At 68.8% G+C, this 25,662-nt stretch carries 21 protein-coding genes; 1 reads left to right on the forward strand and 20 read right to left on the reverse strand.

Annotated elements, in window-relative coordinates:
• Positions 1-185: 185 nt before the first annotated feature.
• The 4 genes from ACLJQZ_RS39765 to ACLJQZ_RS39780 all read right to left on the reverse strand — a co-directional run bounded on the left by ACLJQZ_RS39765 (position 186) and on the right by ACLJQZ_RS39780 (position 7,001).
• Complete coding sequence (locus tag ACLJQZ_RS39765; RefSeq protein WP_410625840.1) at positions 186-2,906, reverse strand: glycosyl hydrolase family 95 catalytic domain-containing protein; 2,721 nt, start codon at positions 2,904-2,906, stop codon at positions 186-188.
• Between the two features lie 132 nt (positions 2,907-3,038).
• Positions 3,039-5,825, reverse strand: a complete 2,787-nt coding sequence (locus tag ACLJQZ_RS39770) for a hypothetical protein (RefSeq protein ID WP_410625842.1) — start codon at positions 5,823-5,825, stop codon at positions 3,039-3,041.
• A 69-nt stretch (positions 5,826-5,894) separates the two neighbouring features.
• Positions 5,895-6,293 carry a DUF5684 domain-containing protein gene (locus ACLJQZ_RS39775; protein WP_410625844.1) on the reverse strand — a complete coding sequence of 133 codons (399 nt, stop codon included), beginning with the start codon at positions 6,291-6,293 and terminating at the stop codon, positions 5,895-5,897.
• A gap of 150 nt (positions 6,294-6,443) precedes the next feature.
• Complete coding sequence (locus tag ACLJQZ_RS39780; protein WP_410625846.1) at positions 6,444-7,001, reverse strand: ester cyclase; 558 nt, start codon at positions 6,999-7,001, stop codon at positions 6,444-6,446.
• 105 nt (positions 7,002-7,106) lie between these two features.
• On the opposite strand from ACLJQZ_RS39780, the gene ACLJQZ_RS39785 reads away from it, so the two are divergent.
• A complete protein-coding gene (locus ACLJQZ_RS39785; protein WP_410625848.1) occupies positions 7,107-7,730 on the forward strand; it encodes a TetR/AcrR family transcriptional regulator in 624 nt (207 codons plus the stop codon).
• Between the two features lie 465 nt (positions 7,731-8,195).
• Here ACLJQZ_RS39785 and ACLJQZ_RS39790 read toward each other — a convergent pair whose 3' ends face one another.
• The 16 genes from ACLJQZ_RS39790 to ACLJQZ_RS39865 form a co-directional block, all read right to left on the reverse strand.
• Positions 8,196-8,513: a hypothetical protein gene (locus tag ACLJQZ_RS39790; RefSeq protein ID WP_410625850.1), complete on the reverse strand. Its 318-nt coding sequence runs from the start codon at positions 8,511-8,513 to the stop codon at positions 8,196-8,198.
• A 90-nt stretch (positions 8,514-8,603) separates the two neighbouring features.
• A complete protein-coding gene (gene galE, locus ACLJQZ_RS39795) occupies positions 8,604-9,563 on the reverse strand; it encodes a UDP-glucose 4-epimerase GalE (RefSeq protein WP_410625852.1) in 960 nt (319 codons plus the stop codon).
• A gap of 54 nt (positions 9,564-9,617) precedes the next feature.
• Positions 9,618-10,703 carry a thioesterase domain-containing protein gene (locus ACLJQZ_RS39800; protein ID WP_410625854.1) on the reverse strand — a complete coding sequence of 362 codons (1,086 nt, stop codon included), beginning with the start codon at positions 10,701-10,703 and terminating at the stop codon, positions 9,618-9,620.
• A gap of 55 nt (positions 10,704-10,758) precedes the next feature.
• Positions 10,759-11,631, reverse strand: coding sequence for a hypothetical protein (locus tag ACLJQZ_RS39805; RefSeq protein WP_410625856.1), 873 nt, complete (start codon positions 11,629-11,631; stop codon positions 10,759-10,761).
• Positions 11,628-12,914, reverse strand: a complete 1,287-nt coding sequence (locus ACLJQZ_RS39810; protein ID WP_410625857.1) for a D-arabinono-1,4-lactone oxidase — start codon at positions 12,912-12,914, stop codon at positions 11,628-11,630. Before ACLJQZ_RS39810 ends, ACLJQZ_RS39805 begins: the two co-directional genes overlap by 4 nt.
• A complete protein-coding gene (locus tag ACLJQZ_RS39815) occupies positions 12,911-14,098 on the reverse strand; it encodes an acyltransferase family protein (protein ID WP_410625859.1) in 1,188 nt (395 codons plus the stop codon). The genes ACLJQZ_RS39810 and ACLJQZ_RS39815 overlap by 4 nt, the downstream gene beginning before the upstream one ends.
• A gap of 6 nt (positions 14,099-14,104) precedes the next feature.
• The gene (locus ACLJQZ_RS39820) at positions 14,105-14,785 is read right to left on the reverse strand and encodes an HAD family hydrolase (RefSeq protein ID WP_410625861.1); all 681 of its coding nucleotides are present in this window, start codon (positions 14,783-14,785) and stop codon (positions 14,105-14,107) included.
• Complete coding sequence (locus tag ACLJQZ_RS39825) at positions 14,785-16,626, reverse strand: ABC transporter ATP-binding protein (protein WP_410625863.1); 1,842 nt, start codon at positions 16,624-16,626, stop codon at positions 14,785-14,787. Before ACLJQZ_RS39825 ends, ACLJQZ_RS39820 begins: the two co-directional genes overlap by 1 nt.
• The gene (locus ACLJQZ_RS39830) at positions 16,623-18,458 is read right to left on the reverse strand and encodes an ABC transporter ATP-binding protein (protein ID WP_410625865.1); all 1,836 of its coding nucleotides are present in this window, start codon (positions 18,456-18,458) and stop codon (positions 16,623-16,625) included. Before ACLJQZ_RS39830 ends, ACLJQZ_RS39825 begins: the two co-directional genes overlap by 4 nt.
• Positions 18,448-19,443, reverse strand: a complete 996-nt coding sequence (locus ACLJQZ_RS39835) for a R2-like ligand-binding oxidase (protein ID WP_410625867.1) — start codon at positions 19,441-19,443, stop codon at positions 18,448-18,450. The genes ACLJQZ_RS39830 and ACLJQZ_RS39835 overlap by 11 nt, the downstream gene beginning before the upstream one ends.
• Positions 19,440-21,068: an AMP-binding protein gene (locus tag ACLJQZ_RS39840; RefSeq protein ID WP_410625869.1), complete on the reverse strand. Its 1,629-nt coding sequence runs from the start codon at positions 21,066-21,068 to the stop codon at positions 19,440-19,442. The genes ACLJQZ_RS39835 and ACLJQZ_RS39840 overlap by 4 nt, the downstream gene beginning before the upstream one ends.
• A gap of 50 nt (positions 21,069-21,118) precedes the next feature.
• Positions 21,119-22,078, reverse strand: a complete 960-nt coding sequence (locus ACLJQZ_RS39845; protein WP_410625871.1) for a hypothetical protein — start codon at positions 22,076-22,078, stop codon at positions 21,119-21,121.
• The gene (locus tag ACLJQZ_RS39850) at positions 22,075-23,313 is read right to left on the reverse strand and encodes a beta-ketoacyl-[acyl-carrier-protein] synthase family protein (protein ID WP_410625873.1); all 1,239 of its coding nucleotides are present in this window, start codon (positions 23,311-23,313) and stop codon (positions 22,075-22,077) included. Before ACLJQZ_RS39850 ends, ACLJQZ_RS39845 begins: the two co-directional genes overlap by 4 nt.
• Before the next feature lie 35 nt (positions 23,314-23,348).
• Positions 23,349-23,621, reverse strand: a complete 273-nt coding sequence (locus ACLJQZ_RS39855; RefSeq protein ID WP_410625875.1) for an acyl carrier protein — start codon at positions 23,619-23,621, stop codon at positions 23,349-23,351.
• Positions 23,618-24,448: a class I SAM-dependent methyltransferase gene (locus tag ACLJQZ_RS39860; RefSeq protein ID WP_410625877.1), complete on the reverse strand. Its 831-nt coding sequence runs from the start codon at positions 24,446-24,448 to the stop codon at positions 23,618-23,620. The genes ACLJQZ_RS39855 and ACLJQZ_RS39860 overlap by 4 nt, the downstream gene beginning before the upstream one ends.
• Positions 24,445-25,485: an inositol-3-phosphate synthase gene (locus ACLJQZ_RS39865; protein WP_410625879.1), complete on the reverse strand. Its 1,041-nt coding sequence runs from the start codon at positions 25,483-25,485 to the stop codon at positions 24,445-24,447. Before ACLJQZ_RS39865 ends, ACLJQZ_RS39860 begins: the two co-directional genes overlap by 4 nt.
• Positions 25,486-25,662: the final 177 nt, after the last annotated feature.

A 25,662-nucleotide genomic window follows, 5' to 3' on the forward strand; every position in this document is an offset into this window, starting at 1 on the left:
ACGAATCGCTGCGGCCGACCGGCGGGGCGCTGCCGATTCCTCCGGCCACGGCCGCCGGGATCGCGGATTCGCGCGGGGGCCGGTGGCGGCCGGTGGTGACCGGTGGTGTGCGGTGGCCACCCATCCGGCCCAACGGTGCCGGTTCCCGCTTGCCGTTGGAGTCCATTGTGGACTCGACGAGGTATCTACGTGGTGACGCGAAAAGCGTCGATCATGCCGACGGACGTGCTGCGGTTGACGACCCGGACGGTGTGCTGCGCCGCGCTCAGCCCGCTCTTCTGCCAGACCACCTGCCGCACCTGCCGGGCGCCGTCGGCGTGCAGGTCGACGGTCGCCTGGAAGGTGTTGTCGAGGTAGACGTCGACGGCGCCCATGTCGCCGTTGCGTTCGGAGAGGTACTGGATTCCGGTGCCGGTGAAGGAGTAGTTCGCGGTGGCGCCGACGACGGTCGAGTGGTGCGTGTCGTCGTTGTAGTCGCCGTAACCGCGGTTGGTGGTGGCGAACCAGTTGCTGTCGTAAGCGACGTCGGTGTCGTTGACCAGGCCGCCGCCACCGCCGGCGTCGAGGCCCAGGGTGGAAGCGGCGCCGCTCAAGGCTTTGGCGCCCTGGTTCGGGCTGCCGGTCAGCCGGGTCGTCGCGTACGAGGTCAGCGGCTTCGCGGTGCGCTCGACGACGTACGTGGTGCCGCCGGCCGTGGGGAACTCGAACTCCGCGTCGGTGGTGGTCAGGAGGATCGTGTTGTCCGACGCGCGCCGCACGCGTACCTGCTGCCCGCTCCAGGGGTTGACGACGTGCGCGGTGGCGCCCCACTGGCTGCGCAGGCCGACGTACTTCGTCTCGTTGGCCTCGCGCTCGGAGCTGACGAGGAAGCCGTTCTTCGCCAGCAGCGTGAACTTCCCGACGAACGAGGAGTTTCCGGGCACGGCCGGGAAGACACGGATCTTGTCGTTGTACGACTGCAGCAGGGCCTCGTTCATCGCGGAGAGGTTGACGCCGTGGTACTCGAAGACGCCGTTGGTGTTGCCGGTGAACCCGTTGGGGTAGTTCTGGTACTGCCGCAGCATCCGCTTCACGCCGTCGAAGGTCTGGTCGCCGAGGCCGAGGCGCGCGGCCTGCACGGCGTCGTTGGCCCACACGTTGCCGTAGGGGAACGGCCGGCTGTTCCAGGCGTTCAGGGCGGTCTGGTAGTCGGGGGCGCCGATGCCGGTGACGTTGTAGGGCCAGATCAGCTCCGAGGCGACGTTCTCGTTGTTGCGCGTCGGGGCCGGCGGTGGCTGGTGCGGCTGGTACGCGCCGTTCTGCTGCGGGTAGGCGACGAGGTTGGCGAGGACGCGCTGCCATTCGGGGCGCAGGCTCGCGTCGGCGCCGAGCTGCTGGGAAACCTGGATGGCGATGGGGAAGATGCTGCGCACGGCGGCGAGGTCGGTGATGGCGTTCGGGACGTTCCAGTACGTCTCGTGCGCGTTCGAATTGGCCATGTAGTACTTGCCGTTGCCGTCGACGGAAAGCATCCGCGAGTAGAACTTCGCCGTTTCCCGGATGAACGGGTAGGCGACGGTGCGCAGGTAGTTGTCGTCGTTGGTGTAGCGGTACTGCAGGTACATGTTGTACGCGGCTTCGTAGCCGGTGGAGAGGATGTTCTTGGTGTAGTCGCTGCCGACCGTGCCGCGCGCGTTGCCGTCCCAGCCCATGGTTTCCGGCACCCACAGGCCGTCGACGCCGTACCGGGTCCGGGTGTAGGACTTCAGTGCGGTGTAGTTGCGGCTGTAGAGGTTGTTAAAGGTGTTCATCAGGTCGACGTGGTTCGAGGCGAGGAACGAGTTGTAGACGTCGCGCTGGTTCCAGTACCAGTAGGCGTTGCTCCACTTCGTCTGGTCACCGGTCGCGCGGAAGACGCCGTTGATGAAGTGGTAGGGGTAGTTGCCGTAGCCGCCGGCGGCGATCAGGTACGTCGAAAGGTAGTAGACGTTCTCGAGGTAGTCGGCGTCGCCGCCGAGCCCGCCGTACTGGACGAAGGACTTGCCCCAGAAGCTGTGCCACCAATTCCGGTAGGCGGTGTAGGTGCTCGGGTAGCCGGTGGCCTTGACCGCGCTGAGCGCGGTTTTCGCCTGGTTGACGGAGTTGTTGCCGGCGGCGTTGAGCCGGGTGCTCGCCGTGAACCACACGGTGTAGCTCGAAGTGGGGGTGATGGTGAGGCGCACGCGGCTGTTGTTCACGACCGAGGCGCTGTAGTTCGCGCCTTCGACGGTGGCCGCGAGGGTGTAGCCGAACTTCTGCGGGTCGGCCTGGCCGCGGCTGATCCCGGCGCCACTGGCGTCGGCGTAGCTCGACACCTGGCGCCAGGTGTTGATATCGGGCACGTCGCCGCTGTTGGCCAGGTTCGCCACGTCCCACAGTGACAGTTCGAGGGTCACGCTGCTCACCCCGCCGCGGGTGTCGTCGATGTGGACGCCCATGACCTCGGAGCCGGGCTGCCCCATGATCGTGACGGTCCGGTCGGCGTCGTACTTCGTCGTCAGCGTCCCGTCGTAGAGGGACAGCCGCTGCTGGTAGGTGCTGTAGCTGGAGTCCATCGCCGGCGTGGTGGCCAGGTTGACCAGGCCGGCCCCGAAAGCGGTCTGCTGCGACGCGTCGACGTTCGACACCTGCATGGTCAGGCCGCCCGCCTGCCAGACCATCGCCCCGGTGCGGCCGTTGCCGACGGTCAGGCCGTAGTCCGGGTTCGTGTTCGGCCGGTTGTAGACGATGTCGTGCTTGGCCAGGTAGCCGGCGTAGTCGACGTCGAGGCGGCCGGCCGCGGGGGAGAACGCGGCGTCGCCCGGAGCGGCCAGCGCGGGCGAGGTGACGGGGACAGCGAGCGCGGCACCCAGCAGCACGGCGACGGGCAGCAGGCGGATCGACCTCATGGAGCACCTTCCGGAGCCAGAGATATGATGAATCGATCAGATATTGAGCGCGTAACCGAACTAGGGCCTTGTTTAAGGTTGTAGCAGACGTCAGGCATCGCGTAAAGAACCGATGTCTGGACCTTTGGCCGCTTAGGAATCGGGCGGGCACCAGGTGTCGGACGTCGGACCGTCGGCGGCGCCGCAGAAGCCGTGCACCGACTTGTCGACCTCGCCGCCGGCCACCCCCATCACCGCGACCGGCTTGTTCTGCGGCACGTTCCGGCTGATGTCGCCGCCGTAGTCGATGGTGCCGGTGACGCCTTCGAGGTACTTGTTGACCTGCTTGCCGTCCGCGCGCGAGGTGTGGATCGCGGTGATCTCGCGCCAGATCGCCCCCGGCGTCACCGGGATTTCGGCGGCGGTCTCCCGCAGGTACGCCGCCGCGACGATCATCACCTGTGCGGCGTCGTAGGCGAGCGCGGCGTGGCCGTCGTACGAGCGGCCCTCCGGCGTCCGCTCGAACGGGAACAGCGTCTGGTCCAGCGTCGTGTAGAAGTCGAGCGCCGCGCCCCTCGGCTCGGTGACCGGCGCGGTGGCGAACGACATGAAGTAGTACGGCAGCGCGCGGTTGCGCTGGCGTTCGCCCTGGTCGGCGACGAACCGCGTGACGTCGTCGTCGCCGATCACGGTGGCCCGGCTGCCGCACAGCGCGGCGCTGCTGATGAACTGGCCAAAGTCGGGGACGCCCCGGCCGGCGAAGAACACGAAGCCGTCGTAGGAGCAGGTGTCGCGGCCCGCCGCGCCGGCGTTGCCCACCAGCGTCTCGCCGTACCGCACGTGAGAAGGCGGCCCGCCCGGGCCGCCGTCCGGTGTGAACGCCCGCGCCTCGACCTGGAAACCCTTGTCCCGGAACGACTTCAGCGTGTCGTCGCGCAGGTTGGTGCTGTAGACGTCGGCGTCGTCGTCGGAGTAGTAGACGCGGAGCACGCGCGGACCCGGCAGCTGCTCGGCGAACCCGGCCGCCACCGCGGCCTCGCGCCGGTTCTGCGGCGTGACCTGGAAGTACATCGGGTTCAGGTCGGCCAGGGGGTCGGCGGACAGTGTCGAGGCGACCATCGGCAGCCCGGCGTTGGTCAGCGCGGCGATGGTCTGCTGGGTCGGCTGGCTGCTCAGGTCCAGCCCGACCACCCCGACGATGCTGCGATCCTGCTCGGCCTGCTGCCGCAGCTGGTTCGCCACCCGCACGCCTTGGCGCATGTCGCGGCCGGCGTTGGCGATGAGCAGCCGGACGATCGGGTCGGCCGAACCCGGCGCGTTCAGCTGCCGCAGCTGGGCGACCGCGAACCCCTCCAGCGATTCGCGCTCGCTGGTCAGCCCCTCCGCGAGGTCGTTGGACGACGTCAGCGCCTCCAGCGCGACGAGCGTGATGTACGGCCGCTCCGGGTGGGCCTCGTGCAGCTTCTCCGCGCGGTGGTTCTGGTCCAGCACCACCGCTTCGACCTGCCGGATCGTCGCGTCCGACGGCTGGAAGACGTCCTGGGAGCCGTCCGTGGTGCCGACGCACTCGCTGCCGGTCCAGGTCAGCCAGGGGTTGTCCGAACCGCAGTGCACGGCGTAGGTGTCTTGGTGGCGGTAGGCGACGAACCCGGCGACCAGCGCCACCACCACGACCGGCACGCCGATCCGCGTCCACCGGCTCGCCCACCACGGCGGGCGCACCTGCCGGCGGAACCGGTAGTCGCTGCCGAGGGTCTGCAGCATCTGCTGGACCTTCGGCTCGTCGGCGTCGGCGGGCGGCCGGACGCCGATCGGCAGGTACCACGCGGTCGGCTGCCGTTCCCGCCGGTCGCGTTCGAGCTGGTTCTGCCAGGCCACGTAGGCCGCGCGCGCCTGCTCCGCCTGGAACTGCGGACGGCGCGAGGTCGGCACCGCGTCCGGCGGCGGCGCCGGGCTGGCGCTGACCACCAGCAGCGGGTCGAACAGGCCGACCTGGTTGCGGACCGAGTTGACCAGCTCCAGCAGGCGATAACCGCCGTTGCCGACGCTCACCTCGTCCAGCAGCAGCACCGGGTAGGTCATCCGGCGCCGCCGCCACACCCGCCACGGCCGCAGCCGGTAGGCACGCCGCAGGTCCTCGAGGAAGGCGTTGAGCAGCAGCCGGCAGACGTATTCGGGCGCCTCCTCCTGCCACTGCCCCTCGGTGAGCCGCCGCGCGAACCGCACGAAGCTGCCGGACATCTCCGGCGCCAGGTGCGGCTGCCGCAGGAACCAGCGGTACCGGCCGGACAGCAGCGGGACGCGCCCGGTGACGGCGATCCGGAAGGTCAGCAGGGTCAGCCCGCGCACGAGCAGCGAGAAGACCTTCCAGATGCCCTGGTTCTCCGGCAGCCGCTTGACCGCGTCCTCGGCCGACGAGCTGAACCGTTCGGCGAGGCTGATCCGCCGGATGGCCCGCCGCAGCACCCCGTCGGGATCGTCACGGCCGTCGTAGTCCTGCAGCATCAGCCAGTAGACGAGGTCGAACAGCGGGAACGGCAGCCGGCTGGTGTGCGCGGTCGCGCTGTCGCCGAGCCCCTTGCGCGCCTCCCGCAGGACGTCCCGGACGACGGTCACGGAGTCCGCCGTCGCCGCCCCCGCCTCGTCCCGGCCCTCGTGCTCGGCGAGCCCGGGCCGCGCGTACCGGATGCTGCCCTGCGGTTTCGCGGTCTTGAGCCGATCCGCGACCGCGGCCAGCACATCGGCGCTTTCCGGCGGCCGGACCAGGCACACCATCGGCAACCCGCGCCGTTCGGACCGCTCGTCCTGGTAGTCGGTCCACTCGCACTGTTCGTCGAGTTTCCGCGGCCGATCCCCGAATCGCGGCCGCAGGCACAGCGCGCCGAGCAGTTTCACCAGCGCGTCGGCCCCGAGAAAGCCGAGCGGTCCCGTTCTCCCCATGGGCCCAGAATGGCACATTGGGAGCGGGAGTGGTCCCGGAAATGTACCGGCAATGCCGGAACCGAAAACCTATCCCCGCTGGACGTCGGGCCCGCCGGCGGCGGCCGGACCGGAGTACCGCGCCCCGCCGAAGGCGAGAATCAGGTAGCCGATGATGGAGAACAGGAACAGCCCGAAGAACCCGAAAACCCCGCTCTTGCCGAACGCCTTCGCGACGTCGATCGAGACGATGATCGCCACGACCAGGTTCACCAGCGGGATCAGCAGCAGGAGCAGCCACCACCCGGAGCGACCGGCGATCTTCAGCAGGATGTAGGCGTTGTAAATCGGGATGATCGCCGCCCAGCCGGGCCGCCCGGCCTTGGTGAACACCTTCCACAGCGCGATGATCGTGAGCACAGCGAAGATCAGGCCGGAACCGAACCCGATGCCGATGCCGAAGACGGACGTCGAGTTTTGATCGTTCATGGAGCGGGAGTGTCCTTCCGGGAGCGTCAGTCGTGACGGGTGACCTTAGCGTCGACCGAATCGGCTCATCGCAGGTGGGCGGTCATTTCCCGCGGCTTCGAATATCGGGCGGCCCACCGCATTCGAACGCGCCGGGATCACGGGCGTTGCTCAGCCCAGCCGGCCGGCTTCCGCCGCGGCCCGGGTCACCGACTCCGCCGCGCGGCGGGACGAGCCGGTCAGCTTCCCGCGGGCCATCGCCAGGAGCACGGCCGGCTTCGGCGGGAACGCGCCGAGCTGGCTGAGCATGGTCAGGTCGTCCCGCACCGCCTCGTGACTCGTGACGCCGTCCGGGCCGACGCGCAGCACGTGGATCTGTTCGAAGTCCATCGCCCGGCCGGTGGCCGGCAGGATCTTGTCGGGCTTGCCGTCCCGGAACCGGACGAACGGCCGGTTCTGCACCCCCTGCATCCGCAGCCGGACCCAGGCGACCCCGGCGTCGAAACCCGCGTCGAGCACCGGGAATCGCAGGTCGTCGAAGGCGGCGCGCATCCAGGCGCCCGAGGCGAGCAGCGCGCCCGGCCCGGGGACCGAGCAGGCGGGCGGGGCGACCGCGGCCTCCCGGTTGACGAACGTCGGCGCGGCCACCGCCCGCGCGAGATCGGGATCGCCGGTCACCAGGACCCGGAAGACGTCGATCGCGGACTGCAGCTCGGTGCTGGTGGTCACGGTTCCCTCCTCGGACCGGCCCGCGCTGATCCGGCGTAGCTCCATATAATGATAATAATGCATTCCAGTCAATGTGACGCTTGACGGTGAAGTACGCTGAGCGGCGTGACGCGCCCCTACAAGTCCGTCAGGCGGACGTCCGCGGCGGCGGAAACCCGCCGCGCCGTGCTCGCGGCCGCACTCGCCCTGTTCGAAGAGCGGGGCTACGTCGGGGCGACGCTGGCGGAGATCGCCACGCGTGCGGAGGTGGCGGTCAACACCGTCTACACGAGCGTCGGCGGGAAGCCGCAGCTGCTGATCGAGCTGATCCGCGAAGCCGCGAACAACGACCAGATCGACGATTCCCTGCGCAAGCTGAACTCCGCCCGGTCCGGCCGAGAGGTCATCGCCGAAGTCGCGCAAGGCACCGCGACGGTCTTCCGCGACCGCGCCTGGCTGCTGGGCGCGCTGTACGACAACGCGGGCACCGAACCACTGCTCACCGAGGCGGTCGAAAGCGCCGAGACCGCCTACGCCGACAGGCTCGCCGAAGCGGCGGCCCGCATAGCGGCCCTGGGCGAACTCCGCGAGGGAATCGACACCGCGAGCGCGTCGGACATCCTCTGGTTCCACTTCGGTTTCCGCCCGTGGCGAGACCTCCGCACCCGCGGCTGGTCCTGGGAGCGAGCGGCCACCTGGCTGACCACCCAGGCCGGCCACGCACTGCTCACCGAGCCACCGCCCCACTGAGCGGCGGTTTCACCAGGCTGCTTCGAACACACGGACACCACCGCGCGGGAGCCGAGACGAACGGCATCCCCGCACGACCCGGATCATCGCCTCGGCGGGATCGTGCGCCCGGCCGGAGCCCGTCGCCAAGGGAGGCCGGCCGGCCGACGCCGCGACCAGTCCATCGTCGCTACTCGCATACCTACGGGTCTGTCTTATCGACCGCCAACCCGGCGGAAGCGCCGCTTCGATCCACGGCAGCACCGAATAACCGATGCACGGCTCCGATCGACGGGCCGAAACTGCGTAGAGCCTGGACGACGCGGCCCGAAAGCTCATCGGAGCGATCCCACGAAGACCTTTCCGTCCACTGGCCCTATCGGACTCCCGAGCGGCCACAGTGAACAGTCCGCGGCCGGATGAAGGTTTCCGAAATCACAACCCCAGGCCGAAGAGGTCTTTGACCCTGGGAGTGAGGGTGCGCCATCAGGAGTTCTCCACCGACACAGGCTCGGCCGCCGCGTGGATGGCCGGTGTGCAGTGCAGCGTGACGATGCGCCGGCCGCTGTGCTCGCGGGTGTGCCGGATGTGCCTCGCGTCCTCCAGCCGGTTCAGCAGTGACGACGTCGCACCGGTGGTGAGGGCGATACGTTCGGCCGGCCGGGCCGGTGTCAGGGGTCGGCCGCGTTGTCGTCGGCCGGGATGCGGTGCAGGGCCATCAGAATGCCTCTTGCCGGTCCGGACCGGCAGCAAGTCCTCGATCAAGGCCCACGGATCGTCCGAGAGCAGCTGAAAGCGCGACACGCTGGGCAGAACCTCAGCAGCCGGCCGAAACCTCGGTCAGACGCGCCCTGTCTGGCGAGCTCCTGGTCGATGGACGTTTCGGGTGACGGCTCAGTGGTGGTTGGTGTGGAAGGCCCAAGCGTCCGCGACGATGTCGCGCAGATCGGGCTTGCTCGGCTGCCAGCCAAGGTCCTTGTGCGCCTTCTCGCTGCTCGCGACGGTGATCACCGCGTCGCCGTCTCGCCGAGAGGCCATCACCACCGGGATCGGGTGGCCGGTGACCTCGCGAGCTGCTTCCACCACCTGCATGTTGGTGTAGCCGTTGCCGTTGCCGAGGTTGTAGATCTCGTGCCGGCCGGGCTCGATCGCCTCCAGGGCCAGGACATGCGCCGTGGCCAGGTCGGCGACGTGGATGTAATCGCGCACGCAGGTGCCGTCCGGGGTCGGGTAGTCGTCGCCGTACATCTGCAGCTGCTCCCGCTTGCCCGCGGCGACCTGCAGCACGATGGGGATGAGGTGACTTTCCGGGTCGTGTCGCTCGCCGAGGTCGCCGACCGCGCCTGCCGCGTTGAAGTAGCGCAGGCTCGTAGCGCCGAGGCCGAACGCGGTGGCTTCCGCGGACAGCATCAGGTCGACCATGAGCTTGCTGGCTGCGTACGGGTTGCGCGGTTCCACTCGGGCGGTCTCGGCGAGCTTTTCGTCGCCGTCGGCCCGGTACATCGAACCTGTCGACGAGAAGATCAGCCGGGGGACCCGGGCCACCCTGATCGCTTCCAGCAGGGCGAGGGAGCCACGCACGTTGACGTCCCAGTAGATGTCCGGCCGGGCGACGGACTCCGCGACCTCGATCCGGCCGGCGAAGTGAAGGACCCCGTCGAAGCCTGCTTCGGGGGTCAGCACCCGGGCCGCGTCGTGCACGGACATCTCGTGGAACACCACGCTGTCCGGGACGCTTTTCCGGTGACCGGTCGACAGGTCATCCAGCACTTCGACCTCGTGCCCGGACGTCAGCAGGGCCCGCGTCACCACGCTCCCGATGTAGCCAGCGCCTCCCGTGACCAGCAGTTTCACCGTGCATTCCTCCTCGTCGACCGACCCGGGCAGTCTAGCGATGAGGAGGTCCGGTCACACAACCGGCCGCCACTCCGAAATGCGTCGTTCCAGATCGCGGGCCACCCGTGGGCCGTTTTCGCCACGGAACACCTGCTCGTGATCGCCGGGCAGCACCATCACTTCGCCGCGCAACCGGAAGTGCTCCCCCCAGCCGTAGTCCACGGCGCCAGGACGCTCGAAGCAGCGGTAGAACGCGACGTCCGCGTCCAGCCAGCTGGGCTCGTAGGCGGCGGCCGCAGCCAGCGTGTAGTCGTACGTCTCCAGCATCCGGTTCATCGAAGGTGCGGAGTAATCGGCGGGGAGCGTCCCCTTGGTCTTCGCCATCGCCGTGATGGCGGCCACGCGCGCGGCGGGTTCGACGCTGCGGAGGTGTTCTTCGTCCACTTCGCTGAGCTCCAGTCCGATCCGCAGCTTCCCCAGCCGCATCTGGCCATCCGCGCCCTCCGCGGCGAAGCCCCTGGGGGGTACGCCGAGCGAGGCGTCCGCCAGTGCCACCATGCCCAGCGGCAGCTTCGAGGCCACCAACTGCTTGGCCATTTCGAAGGTGATCTTTCCGCCCAGCGAGTAGCCCAGCAGGTGGTAGGGGCCGGCGGGATTCAGTGTGCGCATTTCGGCGATGTACCGAGCGGCCATCTGCTCGATGGTCCGGTCGGGTTCGCGATGTGGCTCCAGACCGTAGAACTGCATCCCGTAGAGCCGCCGCTCTCCCGGGTAGGCGTTGGCGAGCGAGATGTACTTGAACACCGTGCCCGGCATGGGGTGCATGCAGAACAGTGGGGGAACCTCCGGGGCGCCGTCCTTGAGCAGCACGGTGCACGGTGTTACACCGTCGAGTGTCCGTGCGCGGATGATCTTTGCGTAGTCGTCCACCGTGGGGTGTTCGACCAGGAGCTCCACCGGCAGATCGGTTCCGAAGTGGACGTTGATCCGCTCGGTCAGCTCGACGGCTTTGTCCTTGGTTCCTTCTCGGGTGAAGTAGTCGTCGTACAGTCCCATCAATCCACTGCCGGCCGAACCGGTGAACAGGGCGCACAAGGTGATCTCGATGGCGTCGCGGCCGGTGGTCCGGCGCGGTGTTCCTGCCTGGGTCATGGTCATCCTTTCTCGATGCGCGAATCAGCCGCAGGGCGGCTATCAGCCGAAGCCCGGGTGATCAGACGAAGACTCCATTGCCGAGGAGGGGACGCAACCCCGCCCACCACCAGTGGTCTTCGGTGAACGCCGACCATGGATGGCGCTGGTACCCGCCGGCTACCGCCCGCTCGACCTTCCGTAGGGTGATCAGCCGCTCCACCAGGGGCTCGTCGTGCCCGTGGCGCAGCTCGGCGACCGCGTCATGAATGGCGTTCCACTCTGGGAGACGGCCGGCCCGTGAAGCGGTCAACCTCCACTTGTACGGCGGTGGCCATTGGCCGTTCTGCAGGTACGCGATGTGAACGAGGGTGTGCAACGCGGTGTCGAAGCAGTCCGCCGCGGCCATGGGCTCCTGCCGGAGTACTCCCTGCTTGATCGCCGAATACACCTGCTTCCCGTAGGTCTCCAGCGCGTACCCGGCCATCCCGATGGCATCGGTGGTCATCCGGGCACGCGTGCGGTCGATGATCGTCCGGATCGCGCTTCCGGGTACCTCGGCCAGCACCAGGTAGTGGTAGAGGGAATGGATCTTCTCGAGGTACAGCTCGTCCAGATTCGGTTCTTGGTTCGCGAAGCGCCAGACCCGGTGCACAGTCATGTGCTTGAGGTCGATGTCGAGCCCGCAGGCGAGGTGCCGATGCTCGAGGAAGTACTCCCGCCGCCGTACGGTGATTCTTGTGCCGAACGCGGCCGACCATCGTGCGGCGAACTCGTCCGGAGGGCACAGGCTCGACTGCCAGTACACGAAGATGTCGAGGTCGGAAATCGCATCGGTGGCTTCCACCGCGTAGGCGACGCTGCCGCCGAGGCACACCGCGGACGCCTCGGGAAACGCGGTCAAGATCTGCTGTGCCAATTCGGTCGCGACCGCGACCGCCGCTTCTCTGTTCATCGATTCCTCCCGGTCCGGCCGGATCCGGTGATCCCGAGCACGCGGCGCAGGTGTTCGTTGACGAATCGCTGCTCCGGATCCACGGCGGTCCGGACCCGCTGGAACAGCTCCCAGCCGGGGTAGCGGTCGCGGATGTACTCAGCGGCGGCGAAGTGCCGTTTCCCCCAGTGCGGCCGGCCTCCGTGCTCCCGGCAGGCCGCGTCGAACCGCCGCAGCACTGCGACGTCTCCGGCTTTGTTCGGTGTCGCGAAGTTCAGGTACATCGTCGGCCGGTCTGCGGCCAAGCTGAGAGCGGCGTCCTCGGCCGCGGACACGCGCACGGTGAACGGGTACGGCGACCTTGGTTCGTGGCCGACCAGGGCATCGCACACCGCGGTGAGCACCTCGCCGCCACCCTCCAACGGGAACGCGTATTCGCACGCGCTGAACCGTGCCGGCTCCCAGACCGTGAATGCGTTTTGGCTGTCGGTCACGTAGTCCCGAGACGGTATCGGCCCTGCCCACCTCGCCGCAGTGCGGACCTGGGCCGCCGTGCCGGCGAGCCGGATCAAGCCGGCTCGCGGTGACGTCTCGTCCGGCACCGCTGACATGTGTCGCATGTGGACCTCGCGGCCGCCCGGCCGGAACGAGAAGTAGGTGTGCTCGGCCTCCGCCGGCCAGTGCGCGAACCGTTCCAGCACCGCGGCGAGTGGTTCGGGGCGTTCGGTCACCCGGAGCCGGAACGCCGGGCGAACCCGCATCGTCACCGCACTGAGTATCCCGAGCCCGCCGAGTGCGGTGCGGACGCAGCGGAACAGGTCACCACTCGCGGCGGTCAGATTCGCCACGTCGCCGTCTCCCCGCACGAGCCGGACGGAGGTGACCTCCCCGGCCAGCGGCGGGTGGCTCCGGCCGCTGCCGTGGTTGCCCGTGGAGATGGCGCCGCCGAGGGTCTGCCCGGCCAGGTGCCCGAGGTTGGCAACGGCCAGCCCGGCCCGGTGCAGCGCGGTGTTCAGCGCGGCGATCGTGGTGCCGGCCCGGACGGTCACCTCTCCGGCGTCCCGGTCGATCGAGACGATCCCGCGGTGCCGGGCGAGGTCCAGCCGGACACCAGGGGTACAGGCGATCGCGTTGGACGAGTGTCCCGACCCGGTCACCCGGATCTCGTCATCACGGTCCGCCGCGGCCCGCACCGCGCCGATGATGTCGTCCTCGTGGCGGGCCGCGATGGTCAGGCACGGCGTGCACGATTCGGTGCCTGCCCAGTTGCGCCACTGGCGGCTCCGCGTACCGGTCACGGTCATGAGGTCACTCCTTCGCGGTCCGGCTCGGCTGACGTCACCGGGGACAGCGCGTTGCGCTTGCGACGCAGCCACGGCATTTCGAGCCATCGGTAGGAGATGGCTGTCAGGCCGAACAGGACAACGAGGAACACCACGATGGACACCGGACCGGGTGTCCCCGCACCGGGTGAACGACCGTTGTCGCGCTGGCTCAGCAAGGCGACGGAGAGCCCGATCAACGGCACGTGGATCAGGTAGGCGCCGTAGGAGACTTTTCCGATCCAGGCAAAGGGGGCGATCCCGAAGACTCGGGCGGCGCGACCGGGTGTGCTCAGTGCGTAGGTGAGCGCCCCCGCGGCGAGCGCGATCATCGAGTATTGCCAGATCCACCCGGCGCCGGCGCCCAGCATGTTCGGCCAGCCGAGGTCCGCCGGCACCCGATGCGTGCGGGCGAACCCGGTCAGCACGGCGACGAGCGAGACCACGAGCACCGCCCCCAGGGTGACCGAAACGACGACCGCCGGCCGGGGCAGCCTCGCCCGGATCTCCGGCAGTGCCACGCACGTGCCCACTGCGAAGGCGTCGAGGTAGGAAAACGGCAGCAGGTAGACACCCTGGACCGCGCCGGCTCCGGACGTGCCGGCCCCCATCAGGAGCAGCCAGGCCAGCACTCGCAGCGCCGGGCCCGCCAGCACCAGGGCCGGCATGGTCCGCACCAGCGAACGCCGGGAAAGGCACAGCACCAGGGCGGCCCACACCAGGTAGACCTGCACCTCGAGGCCGAGCGACCAAACGTGGTTGTAGAGCACCAGCCCGTTCGGCGTGTACCCGGGCAGCAAGGGGCGCAGGTTGTAGGTCCAGGTCCAGATGTAGGGCAGGTCGCCCGGCAGCGACCGGCCACCTTCGCCGCAGGCGGCCAGCACCGTCAGCGCCACGCAGAACACCAAGTAGAGCGGCACCAGCCGTAACGCCCGGTTCCGGAAGAAGTCCCTGGCCCTCGGTCCGCGTGGCGCGCCGGCGTGCTGTAGCAGGGTGCGAGTGATGAAGTGCCCGCTGAGCACGAAGAACACCGGCACGCCGAGCCAACCGGGCTGGAACAGGCCGAGGTGGAAAAGGATCACGGCGAGCACGGCCACGGCACGCAGGCTGTCGAGTGCCCGGGAGTGCGTGCCGGTCGCGGAAGTCAGGTGCTCGGTGGTCGCCATGGTGACCTAGCCCCGGTCCGCGTTGGCGTTCGTCTTCGCGACCAGGGCGGGCAGGTCGGTGAGCGTGTCCAGCACGAACCGGCAGCGCCGGGAGATCTCCGTGTCGTGCGGGATGTACCCCCACGGGCCGCGGCGGATCCACGCGGTGGCGAGACCACATCGCTGCGCCGGCCGGACATCGTTGTCCAGCCGGTCGCCGACGTAGAGGATCTGCTCGCGGGGTACGCCGGCGACCTCGACGACCTTCTCGAAGAACGCGTCGTCCGGCTTTTCCACGCCCCAGTTCTCGGAGGTACCGATGAAGTCCACCGGGAGGTCGAGACCGCGCAGCGTGCGCTCGTTGCGAGCCGTCTGGTTGCCCGCGAGGCCGACGCGGACGCCGAGCGCGCACAACTCGGACAAGCAGCCGACCGCGTCCGGGTACAGATCGTCCGCAGTGAACACCTCGGGAACGCCGGCTTCAGCCCGCTTCTCCCGTTCCGCGTGCAAGTCGAACCCCGGGCGGAAACGCTGGAAGGTGTCCCGGTAGTCACCGCCGGTCGCGATCACGGCCCCGAACACCGAGGAGAAGGTGTGCCGGGGCACTCCGAGCCAGTCGGCCCAGGCGCCGTACTCCCACGTCTCGTCGAGGATCGTCTCCCCGACGTCGAAGACGACCGCATCGATCGCGGCACCGTTCTGGGGCATCAGTTTCCTCCGTCGTGTCCGGCCGCCGCCGCGTCCGGCAGCGAACCTGTGGATGGGGGCAGCGGCCGGCCGTGGATGGCCGCGTGCATGCGGAAGAGCTCGGCGTAGTAGCCATCGCGGGCCAGCAGCTGCGCGTGGTCGCCGGTTTCGGTGATCCGCCCGTCACGGAGCACCACGATGAGGTCCGCCGTGCGAACGGTGGCGAACCGGTGGGACACCAGCACGGTGACCGTGCCGTGCTCGCGGGCCAGCCGCCGCGCGCTCTTCGCGTAGTTCTCGAACAGGGCCTGTTCGACGGCCGGCGCGAGACTCGCGGTCGGCTCGTCGAGCATCAGCAGCATCGGCGCGTCGCGCATCATCGCTCTGGCCAGGGCAAGCTGTTGCCACTGACCGCCGGAAAGCCCGGTCCCACCGGACAGCTGCTCGTCGAGGCCGGCCGGGTGCGTCCCGACGAGACCGGTCCCGTCCGCACGGGCCAAGGCGGAACGGATGGCCTGCTCGTCGTCGAGCCGGGGCAGGTCGCCCACGCCGACGTTCTGCCCCACGGTGAGTTCGTAACGCGCGAAATCCTGGAACGCCACCGAGATCCGGCCGTGCCAGGCCGGGGCCGGCACCGTGGCCAGGTCGACGCCGTCCACGAGGACGGTGCCCTCGTCTGCTGCGTACAGCCCGGCGAGGAGCTTGACCAGCGTGGTCTTGCCGGCGCCGTTCTCGCCCACGACCGCGACCGTCGTACCCGCCGGAATGCGCAGGTCGAGATCGCGCAGTACCGGCCGGGTCCGGTCGAACCCGAATGTCACGGACCGCAACTCGATGCCGGAGCGCAGCGAGGCCGGCAGCCTGCCGGCCGCGTCAGCGGACCGAACACTCGTCCGCGTCGCGTAGTCCTCCAGCCAGCGCAGGCTGCGCACCGTGGACGAGATGGTGCCCAGCTGGCTGGTCGTCTCGCCGATCTGCGCGAACTGGACCTGAGCCCGGCGCACCAGCACGATCGTCATGAGCAGTTGCCCCAGGCTGGTCTCGCCCTCGGCGGTGCGCACGATGACCACGGCGATCCCGGCGAGGAACAAGCCCGCGAAGATCACCCAGCCGAGGGCGCGCAGCAAACCGGACGCGGCCGCGCCGGCGGCCGTTCCGCGCGCGATCCGGTCCGACAGGCGGACATGTCTACGCAGCAGGTCTTCGGCAGCACGGTACGTCCGCAGTTCCGGCCCGTACCTGGGCGTGACGGTCACGGTGAAAAGGTCGTCGGCGAGCCGTCGCTGCTCCCGCAGGGCCTCGTCGAGTCGTTGCTTGGGCCGATCGGCGACGCGGTCGACGAAGTAGGGGATGAGGCCGGCGAACGCGAGCGCGGCGAGCGGCGGATACACCGTGGCCAGCAGGACGACCACCACAGCCAACCGCACCAGCACGCCGAGCAACGCGATGGCCTGACGAGGGTAGCCCGAGAGCAGCTTCACCCGATCCTGCAACAACTCCAGGTGCCGCAGGTAGCCGGGCCGCTCGAAGTGCTCGATGCCCGGCACCGAGTTGATCAGTTCGGCGATCCGGCATTTCAGCTCCATGCCGGCGCGCTCGGTGAGCCCGGCGACAAGATTGGCGCTCAGCCCACCGCACACCCAGCCCGCGACGTAGAGCAGGGCCATCAGGACCGCGCCGATCACTACCGCCGATCGGTCGCCGCCGAGGAACCCGTCGGTGAACATCCGCAATCCGAACGGATACAGCGACAGGCTGATCGCTCCGGCGACACTGACAGTCGTGGCTGCCCATGTCCAGTTCGGCGCCACACCCCGGCTGAGCTCGTCGAGCAGCCGCCAGTTCCCGTGGGCCCGCTTCACGGCGACTCCGCGGCGAATCGTTCGGCCTGCAGCCGGTACATCCGAGCGTAGTGGCCTTCGGCCGAGACCAGTTCGTCGTGGGTGCCGCTCTCCGCGACGCCGGTCTCACCCAGCACGTGGATGCGATCGGCCAGTCGGACGGTCGCGAAGCGGTGCGAGATGAGCACTGTGGTCACACCACGGGTGAGGTCGAGGAAGTCTCGGTAGAAATCGGCCTCGGCGCGGACGTCGAGAGCAGCGGTCGGCTCGTCGAGCACCAGCACCGTGGCTCCGTGACCGAGGGCGAACACGGCACGGGCGAGCGCGATGCGTTGCCACTGGCCGCCGGACAGATCGACGCCGTCGGAGTACGAGGCGGCGAGCCTGGTGTCGACGCCGTTCGGCAACTCGTCCACGAACGCGACGGCACCCGCTTTGGCCAGCGCCGCCCGGATTCCTGGTTCGTCAGTCGCGGCGAAGGCGACGTTGTCCCGTACGGACAGTGGCAGGTGCAGGAAGTCCTGGGTGATAAGGGCGATGCGCTGCTGCCACTGCCACGCGTCGAGTTCGCTCAGGTCGGCGCCGTCCACCGTGATGCGTCCGTCGACCGGGTCGTAGAGCCGGGCGAGCAGTTTGACAAGGGTGGACTTCCCGGCGCCGTTGGCGCCGACGATCGCGGTCGACCGACCGGCGGGGATGGTCAGGCACAGGCCATCGAACACCGCCTGCTTCGCTCCGGGGTAGCCGAACCGCACCTCGTCGAACTCGATCGCGGTGCGTACCTCGGCCGGGGCCGGTCGCGCGCTGGACAGTGCCGAGGCGGCTCGCTCCAGGCGGGCGTTGAGCCGTTCCAGGCGCCGAAGACCGTCGGCCATCCACTCCAGGGCGATGTCGCGGTAACTGATTCCGCCGACGGCCGAGGTCAGCAGCAACGACGGCGCCAGCAAGCCGATCCGCGTCAGGCTCAGCTCTCCGTTCAGCGCGGCGTCCGCGAGGAACCAGCACACCAGCAGGTACACCACGGTCATCACGCCGCCGATGATCAGGACGACCCGGGTCAATCGGCTGCGAGAGCGCCACACCTCGCGCATCCCGTCCAGCCAGAGCGCGCGGTAGCGGCCGATCAGCCAGCTCGCCAAGCGGAAGACCCGGACCTCCTTCCCGAACTCCGCGCCGCCGGCGACCCTGGCGAAGTAGCGGGCGCGGTGCACCAGCGCGACGTCCTGCTGCAGAGCCACGGTCTGGCGGGCGATGATGCGTCGCAACGGAACCCGGGCAGCCTGCCACGCGCCGAGCAGAAGGAGGCCGAGCCACCAGTGCCAAGTCGCCACGATGACGCAGGCGAGGATGCCGCTGAGCCGGTTGCTCACGATTCGCGACAGCATCAGCGGCGCTTCTGCCGGTGCGAAGTTGGTCAACGCACCCCGCGCGATGGCCAGTCCCGTGGACACCTCCGGAACCTCGAGGTGGCTCACGTCGGGGAGCCGGTTCAGCCCCGAAGCCAGTCGGCGCTGCAGTGAGTACGTGAGCCGGACGGCCACAACCGAGCCGATCGAATCGGTGGCCACGTCCACGATCATGGCACCCGTCAACACCGCAGCGGCCACGCCGAACGTGTGCCACAGCCGCGTCGCCGAGGCGGAGTCCAGCCCTACCTGCACGACTCCCGGCATCAGGCCGGTCAGCACGGCCATCAGGATGATGAAAGCCGCGGGTAACACGGCGGTGAGCACGGCGCAGAGCGTCAGCGCGCCGCTGGCCACCGGACAGTGCCGGAAGCTGAGCCGGACGACCAGCCAGTAACCGGGAAGCGCGGAACGGATTCGCGCTGAACCCGGGCGGTCAGCTGCCATCGCCGTCCCTCGTCGGAGACATCGTGGCCACGCCCAGCAGCCGCTCAGCCCGGCTCGCCGCCTCGGCGTCTTCCTCGGCATGCCGCTCTTCCAGCTCCTCGGGCGAGAGCGAGCCGGACTCCGTCGGCGTGTCGTTCCCGCGCACCGCACTCTCGATCGCGCGCAGCCGGCGATCCGCACACGCGCGCGCGAACTGCTTGGTGATCCGCCTGCCGAACCGGAACGGGGTGCCGCCCATCTGGTCGAACACCCAGTCCAGCGCCGACATTGCGACCGGCCGCAGCTCGGCGAAGGTCTGCTCGGCCGTCGCCCAGTTCGCCCGGTCGGCCGTGACGAGCCGGCGACACGTGTACGTGCCCCAGGCCATGTGCCGGCGCTCGTCCTCGCCGATGAGCCGGATCAGCTCGCCCATTCCGGGCAGGATGTCGAGGCTGCGGCAGAACACGCCGAATGAAAAGTACCCGGTGAGAGCCAGTGTGCCCTCGACGACATGGTTGTAGATCACCGAGGCGACCACTTGATTGGCCGGGGAGGGATCGCTGTCCAGTGCGTGTAGGGCGGCGGGCAGTCGCCGATAGAAGATCTCCCGGTAGCCGGGGTTGTCCGCGACGTATTCGTGCAAATCCTCGGTCAGCCCGACCGCGCTCAGCCAACGGCAGAACACCTCGGTGTGCCGTGCTTCCTCGAACGCGAACTGGGTGAGGTACAGGGTGTCACCCAGTCGCCCTTCGGCCGCTATCGCCCGGGCGAGGGGGTGGATGTCGGTCGCCACCGCTTCCTCGCCCGCCACGAACATGGCGACCTGGAAGGTCAGCGCGCGCCGGTACGTCTCCGGCAGCCGGGCCCAGTCGGCCGCGTCCCGCTCGAAGTCCAGGTCGGCGGGGTTCCAGAACTTGCGATTTCCTTTGGTCAGCAGGCGAAGCGGCAGCGAGTTCCAGTCCAGCCGATCCTCGGTGAGCACTTGGAAGCCAGTCCGTGTGGTCATCCCCGCGTCCCCACGTCGAGTGGGCTGAGCTCGCCGGCCAGGTATCGCCGCCACATGGTCCTGCGCCGCGGCTTTCCGCTCGTGGTGCGTTCGATGGTGCGGAACGGCCCGCAGACGACGTCGATCTCGACGCCCGCGGTCAGGCGCGCCAGCAGCTTGGTCACCCGCGCCACCATGTCCTCGGGCACCTCCTCCAGCACAGCGACCGCGACCGGCTCGGTCCCGCGGGTGCCCAGCAGCACCGCGACCGCGTGCCCGGATATGCCCAGTTCGCGCAGTGCCACTTCGAGGTCCTCGGCGAACAGGGCCCGTCCGCGAACCTTCATGCTGTCGCCGAGCCGGCCGACGGGGAACAGCTCACCGTCGTGCACCACCCCGGCATCGCCGGTATTCAGCACCGTTTCGGCGAACGTCGTCAACGATGCCGAATCCGCCACGCCCGAGACGTAGCCGTCCGCCAGCGAGGTACTGGACACGACGATCTCGCCGACCGTGCCTTCCGGCACCGGGGCGCCACTCTCGTCCACGATGCGGACGTCGACCCCGCCGAGCGGCGTGCCACAGCCGATGAGCGCGCCGTGGGTGTCGCTGGTGACCACGGCTCGGCCGTCTTGGTCCAGCCGGACATAGCGTGGCTCGCGCAACCGGGACAAGCCACTGACCGCGAGCGTCGCCTCGGCCAGGCCGTACGCGGGCGTCAACGCGGAGCGCCGGAAGCCGAACGGTGCCAGCAAGTCGGTGAACTGCTCGAACACCACGGGATCGAGCCGTTCCGCGCCCACGACGACCGACCGCCAACCGGAGAAGTCCAGTCCGGCCAGGCGCTCGGGCGTGACCCGGCTGATCACCTGCTCGAGCCCGAAGTTCGGCATAGTACCGATTTCCGCGCCGCCCGCCTCGCCGAAACAGCGCAAGTAGGCGAGAGGATCGCGCACGAAGTCACCCGGTCGCAGGCTCCAGCAGTCACTCTGGTGAACCGCGGGCATCAGCAAGCCACCGATCAGGCCCATGTCGTGGTGGAACGGCATCCAATGTGCCGAGCATGGGCGGTCGGCGAGATCGAGCCAGCGGTGAATCGCGCGCATGTTGTTCGACAACGCGCGCCTGGACACCCGGACGCCCCTCGGATTTCCGCTGGAACCGGACGTAAGTTGCAGCAAGGCCAGGTCCGACGGAGCGGTGCGGAACGGACTGCCGTTCGCCATCAGGTCTTCGTAGCTGATCAGTTCGCTGCCCGCGGCAGCCACCGCGTCGGCGAACTGCCCGGCTTTGTTCGCACCGGCCACCACCTTCTTCGGGCGGGCGACGCCGAGGACCCGAGTCAGGTGGGCGTTGTACTGACCGCTCTGGTGCCACACGGCCGCCGGCGCCACCGGCGACACCGTGGCGCCGGCCAGCATCGCGCCGAAGAGCGCCACCACGAACCGAGGCCCGGACGGCAGTACGGACACGACGACGTCGTCCGGTTCGACGCCGGACTCGGCCAGCGCACCCGCCATCAAGCCGGCGTTCTCCGCCAGGCGTTGATACGACCAGAAGTCCCATCCGTCGGAGCCGAGAAAACTGATGCCGTGGTCGGGTCGCGGTTCCTCGGTCCAGGTCAACACGTCGTCGAGCTCACGCATCGGCGATTCTCCTTTGGCGGCTGTTCCGTTCGGGTCGGCGGTCGGGCGGTTCATATGTCAGGGAAGTAGCGCAGCTGCGACCACTGGTCGACGTGTCGGGCGATGGCGTCCTCGACGGCCGGCGCGAGGTAGCCGAAGAAGTTCTCCGCGTCGTCCATCGGGGGAGCCAGGTTCCGGTACTCGAAACGCACCGTGCCCGCTTCGGTGAGAATCGAATAGCCGAGCACGACTCTCAGTTCGTGGCGGCGTGCCATCTCGTAGGGCAGCACTGAAACCCGCCTTCGCAGGCCGAACAGCGGCAGTTCGGCCGTGTTCCGAGACACGCCGGCGCCGACAGTCGTGTCCGGTTGCCACACCAGCGAGTACCCGCGGCGGACCGCGGTGTGGACGAAGCGGCCGACGAACGGATTGGGAACGGGCAGCAGGCGAACCGCGGCGCCGGGCGGGAAGTTCAGGAGGTCGGCGATCTTGGACAGCAGCAGGAACGGCGCACCCTGTGGACTTTGGTTCCGGTAGACCGGCATCACCACGCGAGCCCCCATCAGCGCCATGTGCAGCGGGACCGCGAACAACGGACCGATGTGGGGGGTGACGAGGAGGGTCGGTCTGCCGTCCGGCGAAGGTACGTCGCCCCGCGCCGGAAATTCGGTCGTTCCCTCGAACTCGGCCAAAGTGCGCAGCAACCCACTCGCCCGGTGCCGCACCAGCCACGTGATCGAGTCGGCCATCGCGTGACGCCCGCCGTGTGCGTCGACCGCTGCGCGCAGTCTGTGAGGCAGTACGGCCGTGGAAGGGAGTTGGATCTCGCGGGTGGCGACCTTCGTGCTGACGTTGCCGAACTTCCTGGCGACCGCGGCGAGCCGATCGGGCACGGGCAACCGGGAGAGTGCACGGCCACCTGATCGGCCGTGCAGATCCAGTTCGACCACGGCCGGCAGGTACTGGCCGGCTCGACGTAACGTCTCGTCGGAGAGCGCCGAAATGGACATGGTGCCGTCGCTGCCGCTCACGCGGCCACCACCGCGTCGGGCGCCGGCCGCAGGACAAGCGCGCTGTTGTGCCCGCCGAAGCCGAGGTTGATCTTCAGCAGCACCCGGATGTCCTTGGCGACACCATGCCTTCCGGCCAGTTCCATGCCGCAGCCCGGATCGCTGCGGAGCAGGTTCGCGATGGGCGGCGCGAATCCGTTCCGGAGCGCCAGCAGCGCCGCTGCCGTCTCCAGCGCGCCGCACGCGCCAAGCGTGTGGCCGAGAACGGACTTGCCGGCCGAAAGAGTGATCCGGTCCGCCTGCGCGCCCAGCGCGGCGCGGATGGCCAGTGCTTCGACCGGGTCGTTGTCCTTGGTCGACGTGCCATGCGTGTCGACGTGATCCACAGCGGACGGTTCGATCCCGGCGTCTGACAGGGCGATCCGCATCGCCTGCGCGGCCCGTTGCCCGTCGGGCAACGGCCGTGTCGGGTGGTGAGCGTCGCAGGTCGATCCGGTACCGACGATGAGGCCGTAGATGCGCGCCCCGCGTGACACGGCCGAAGTGAGTGATTCGAGGTGCAGCGCGGCAGCGCCTTCTGCTGGTACCAGGCCGTCCCGGTCCACATCGAACGGGCGGCTGGCGATCGCGGCTTCCTCGCCCGATCGCTTGCTCACCGCGCCCAACCTGCTGAACGACCGAAGGGCCAAGGGCGAGATCCAGCACTCCACCCCCGACGCCACGACCTGGTCGGCGCGACCGAGCGCGATGTGGTCGCACGCGAGCGCGATCGCGTCGGTGGATGCCGCGCACGCGGTGCCGATCGTCAGGCAGCGTCCGCCGAGGCCGAGTACTTGGGCGGCCACGGTCGCGGGCGTGTGCGAGAGAATCTTCAGCGGAGCGAGCCGATCGGTACTGCGCCACACCCCATCGCGGACCGAGAACAGGGCCGGCATCTCGGAGAATCCGCCGAGCGAAGTGCCGCACACGAGCGCGTGCTCGGCACAGTCCATGACACCTGCGTCCAGCAATGCCTTGTGCACGACCGCCAAGTGCATCTGCTGGAAGCGCGACATCCGGCGCAGCTCGGACTCGCTCACCACGTCGGGTGCCTCGAAGTCGACGACCCCGCCCACCGCACAACCGGACGCCTCGGCGACGTCCCGCGGCAGCGCCCGGTGTCCTGACCGGCCCGAGCGCACGGCGGACCAGAATCCGTCCAGCGCGCTGCCCACACACGACTCGACGCCCAAGCCGGTAACGGCTATCGGTTGCACGGCCCCCCGCTTTCCTGTTCGCTGAACGGTCCGGCTCAGTCGACGGCGGTAGCCGACGCGGCGATCAGTTCGTTCACCAGGTCGATGACATCCTGCACAGTCACGAGACGCTCGAAGCTCAGTTCGTCGTCATCGATCTCCAGACTGAGTTCACGTTCGAGGATGGTGAGCATCTCCAGCGCCCCGATCGAGTCGATGCCCAGGTCCTCATCGCCGAAGAGCCTGGCGTCCAGCCGGATCTCGGCGTCGGTCTCCAGAGTGCTGACCGAGCGCACGGTCTCCAGCACGACATCGACAACGTTGCTCATCGTTCGTTCTCCCGCCCCTGAGTTCGGCCGTCGTCCAGCCGCGCCACCACCAAGAGGTAGTCGCGCCGGACGTCGGCGAGATCCGTCTTCGCCGCCACCTCGCGCACCGATTCGATCAACGCCGGTCCGGCCACCTCCGGGTCGACACCGGTGAACACGCCTGAGGCGAACATCTCCGAGCCCACCGTCGCCTCGGCCAGTTCCTGGTCGAAGGACAAGGCGAGAACCTCTTCGGCGAGCGTGGTGAATCCGGCCGCACCGAGCCACGAACGCAGATCGACCCGGCGGAACTGGAGGCGCTCGGCCGCGACGCGGTCGAGCCGCACCCCGGTCACGCCGGCGTGTGCCATGCGCTTCATCGCCCCACGAAGCACTTTCGCGTACACCGGTACCGCGCGTGCGCTGACGGCCCCGTCGAAGTAGCCGCTGAGCATCACGAACAATCCGCCCGGCGCCAACATGGTGGCCACCGACCGCACCGCGTCCGCGATACTTTCGGCCAGGTGCAGGGAGTTCGCGGCGAAGACCCGATCGAACCCTCGTTCCGGCACGACATCAGTCATCTCCTCGAACCCGCATCGGTAGGTCGCGTCCACTGTCCGCCGGTTCGCGCGGGTGAAGGCGAGCATGCCCTCGTCGGGGTCCAGCGCGGTGACGGCGATCCCGGCCGGGCAGCACTTCTCGATGACGGACGGCACGATCCCCGTGCCCGTGCCGACGTCGAGCACCCGGCAGCCGGCCGTCAACCCGGCCCGCTCCACCATGGCCTCACACATCCCGCGATATCCGGGGTGGTCGTCGACCTTCTCCCAGGCGGCGATGCTCATTTCGGCACGCTCCAGCTTTCCATGGCCGCGTCCAGATCTTGGAACGAAGTACTGATCGCGGATTGCGAATATGCTGAGTGGCCGTCGGGTGGAGACTTGAGCAGGGCAGCCGCGGCGGGCACGAAGCCCTTCAGCCCGATCCGCCGGGCGGCAACCGCGATGCGCACGAGGTCGATGATCACCCCCGCGGCGTTGCTGGAGTCCTGGACGCGCAACCGCAGCTCCAGGCTCACCGGGGTACCTGCCCAGCCGATGCCGTCCAAGCTGATGTAGGCAACCTTCTGGTCGCCCAGCCCGGCGACATAACCGCCGGAGGGAATGACGTCCACCCGGTCCAGCGCCAGCCCGTCCTGGGCGAGAGCGTTCAGTTTGGACACCTTCTTGCTCTCGCCGTGCTCACGCAGGTTACGGAAGTCCTCGTTGCCGCCGATGTTGATCTGGTACGTCTGGTTCAAGGTGATACCGCGTTCCCGGAGCAGAAGCAGCAGCGCACGATGCACGATCGAAGACCCGAAGTGCGAGGCGAGATCGTCGCCCAGCACCGGAACACCCGCGGCGACGAACGCGTCGAGCATCCGCTGGTCCCGGGACACCAGCTCCGGTGTGCAGTTGACCAGCGCAACGCCGGCCGCTGCTGCTGCTGTCGCGTACGCGGTCGCGGCCCATTGCAGGCCGGTCGGCAGCGAGTACACCAGCACTTCGGCGCCACTACTGCGCAGCGATTCGGTCACCCGTTGCACATCCGCGTCCGTGCAGGGCTCGCGGATACCGGGTTCGACACTCACTCCTGTGGCGGGCAGGGGGACTTCGAGCCGCGGGTAGTTGTTCTTGTCGGCGAGGATGGCTTCGACCAGGTCGAGGCCGATCTTGGCCGGACTGACCTCATACGCCGCAACGAACTCCACGTCCTGCGGACGCAGTGAACCGATCATCGGCCGGCGGATGCCGGGCAGCTCGGGATCGTCCGCAGCCGGCGGGTCTTTGTAGTACTGCACGCCCTGAAGCAAAGCGGATATATTGTTGCCGACCCCGGCCACGGCGACTCTCGCCTGAACCACGGAATTCCCCCTGTCTGGAACCGCACGGACGCGTTCGCGCCATGGATTAATAGCTCGACGACAGCCAATCAAGGCAAGCGAAATGACCGCGCGGCGGACTGGTCCGCAACGGAACGCATCAGTGATGCCCTGACGCTGTGCGGTGACCGCGCGAAA

Origin of the sequence: Amycolatopsis sp. cmx-8-4, assembly GCF_046548675.1 — a bacterium.
In the GTDB taxonomy this organism is placed as follows: domain Bacteria; phylum Actinomycetota; class Actinomycetes; order Mycobacteriales; family Pseudonocardiaceae; genus Amycolatopsis.

Coding starts and splice junctions, on each gene's coding strand:
- ACLJQZ_RS39765 (WP_410625840.1), bottom strand. CDS start 2,906: ATGAGGTCGATCCGCCTGCTGCCCGTCGCCGTGCTGCTGGGTGCCGCG.
- ACLJQZ_RS39770 (WP_410625842.1), bottom strand. CDS start 5,825: ATGGGGAGAACGGGACCGCTCGGCTTTCTCGGGGCCGACGCGCTGGTG.
- ACLJQZ_RS39775 (WP_410625844.1), bottom strand. CDS start 6,293: ATGAACGATCAAAACTCGACGTCCGTCTTCGGCATCGGCATCGGGTTC.
- ACLJQZ_RS39800 (WP_410625854.1), bottom strand. CDS start 10,703: ATGACCATGACCCAGGCAGGAACACCGCGCCGGACCACCGGCCGCGAC.
- ACLJQZ_RS39805 (WP_410625856.1), bottom strand. CDS start 11,631: ATGAACAGAGAAGCGGCGGTCGCGGTCGCGACCGAATTGGCACAGCAG.
- ACLJQZ_RS39810 (WP_410625857.1), bottom strand. CDS start 12,914: ATGACCGTGACCGGTACGCGGAGCCGCCAGTGGCGCAACTGGGCAGGC.
- ACLJQZ_RS39815 (WP_410625859.1), bottom strand. CDS start 14,098: ATGGCGACCACCGAGCACCTGACTTCCGCGACCGGCACGCACTCCCGG.
- ACLJQZ_RS39820 (WP_410625861.1), bottom strand. CDS start 14,785: ATGCCCCAGAACGGTGCCGCGATCGATGCGGTCGTCTTCGACGTCGGG.
- ACLJQZ_RS39830 (WP_410625865.1), bottom strand. CDS start 18,458: ATGGCAGCTGACCGCCCGGGTTCAGCGCGAATCCGTTCCGCGCTTCCC.
- ACLJQZ_RS39835 (WP_410625867.1), bottom strand. CDS start 19,443: ATGACCACACGGACTGGCTTCCAAGTGCTCACCGAGGATCGGCTGGAC.
- ACLJQZ_RS39840 (WP_410625869.1), bottom strand. CDS start 21,068: ATGCGTGAGCTCGACGACGTGTTGACCTGGACCGAGGAACCGCGACCC.
- ACLJQZ_RS39855 (WP_410625875.1), bottom strand. CDS start 23,621: ATGAGCAACGTTGTCGATGTCGTGCTGGAGACCGTGCGCTCGGTCAGC.
- ACLJQZ_RS39860 (WP_410625877.1), bottom strand. CDS start 24,448: ATGAGCATCGCCGCCTGGGAGAAGGTCGACGACCACCCCGGATATCGC.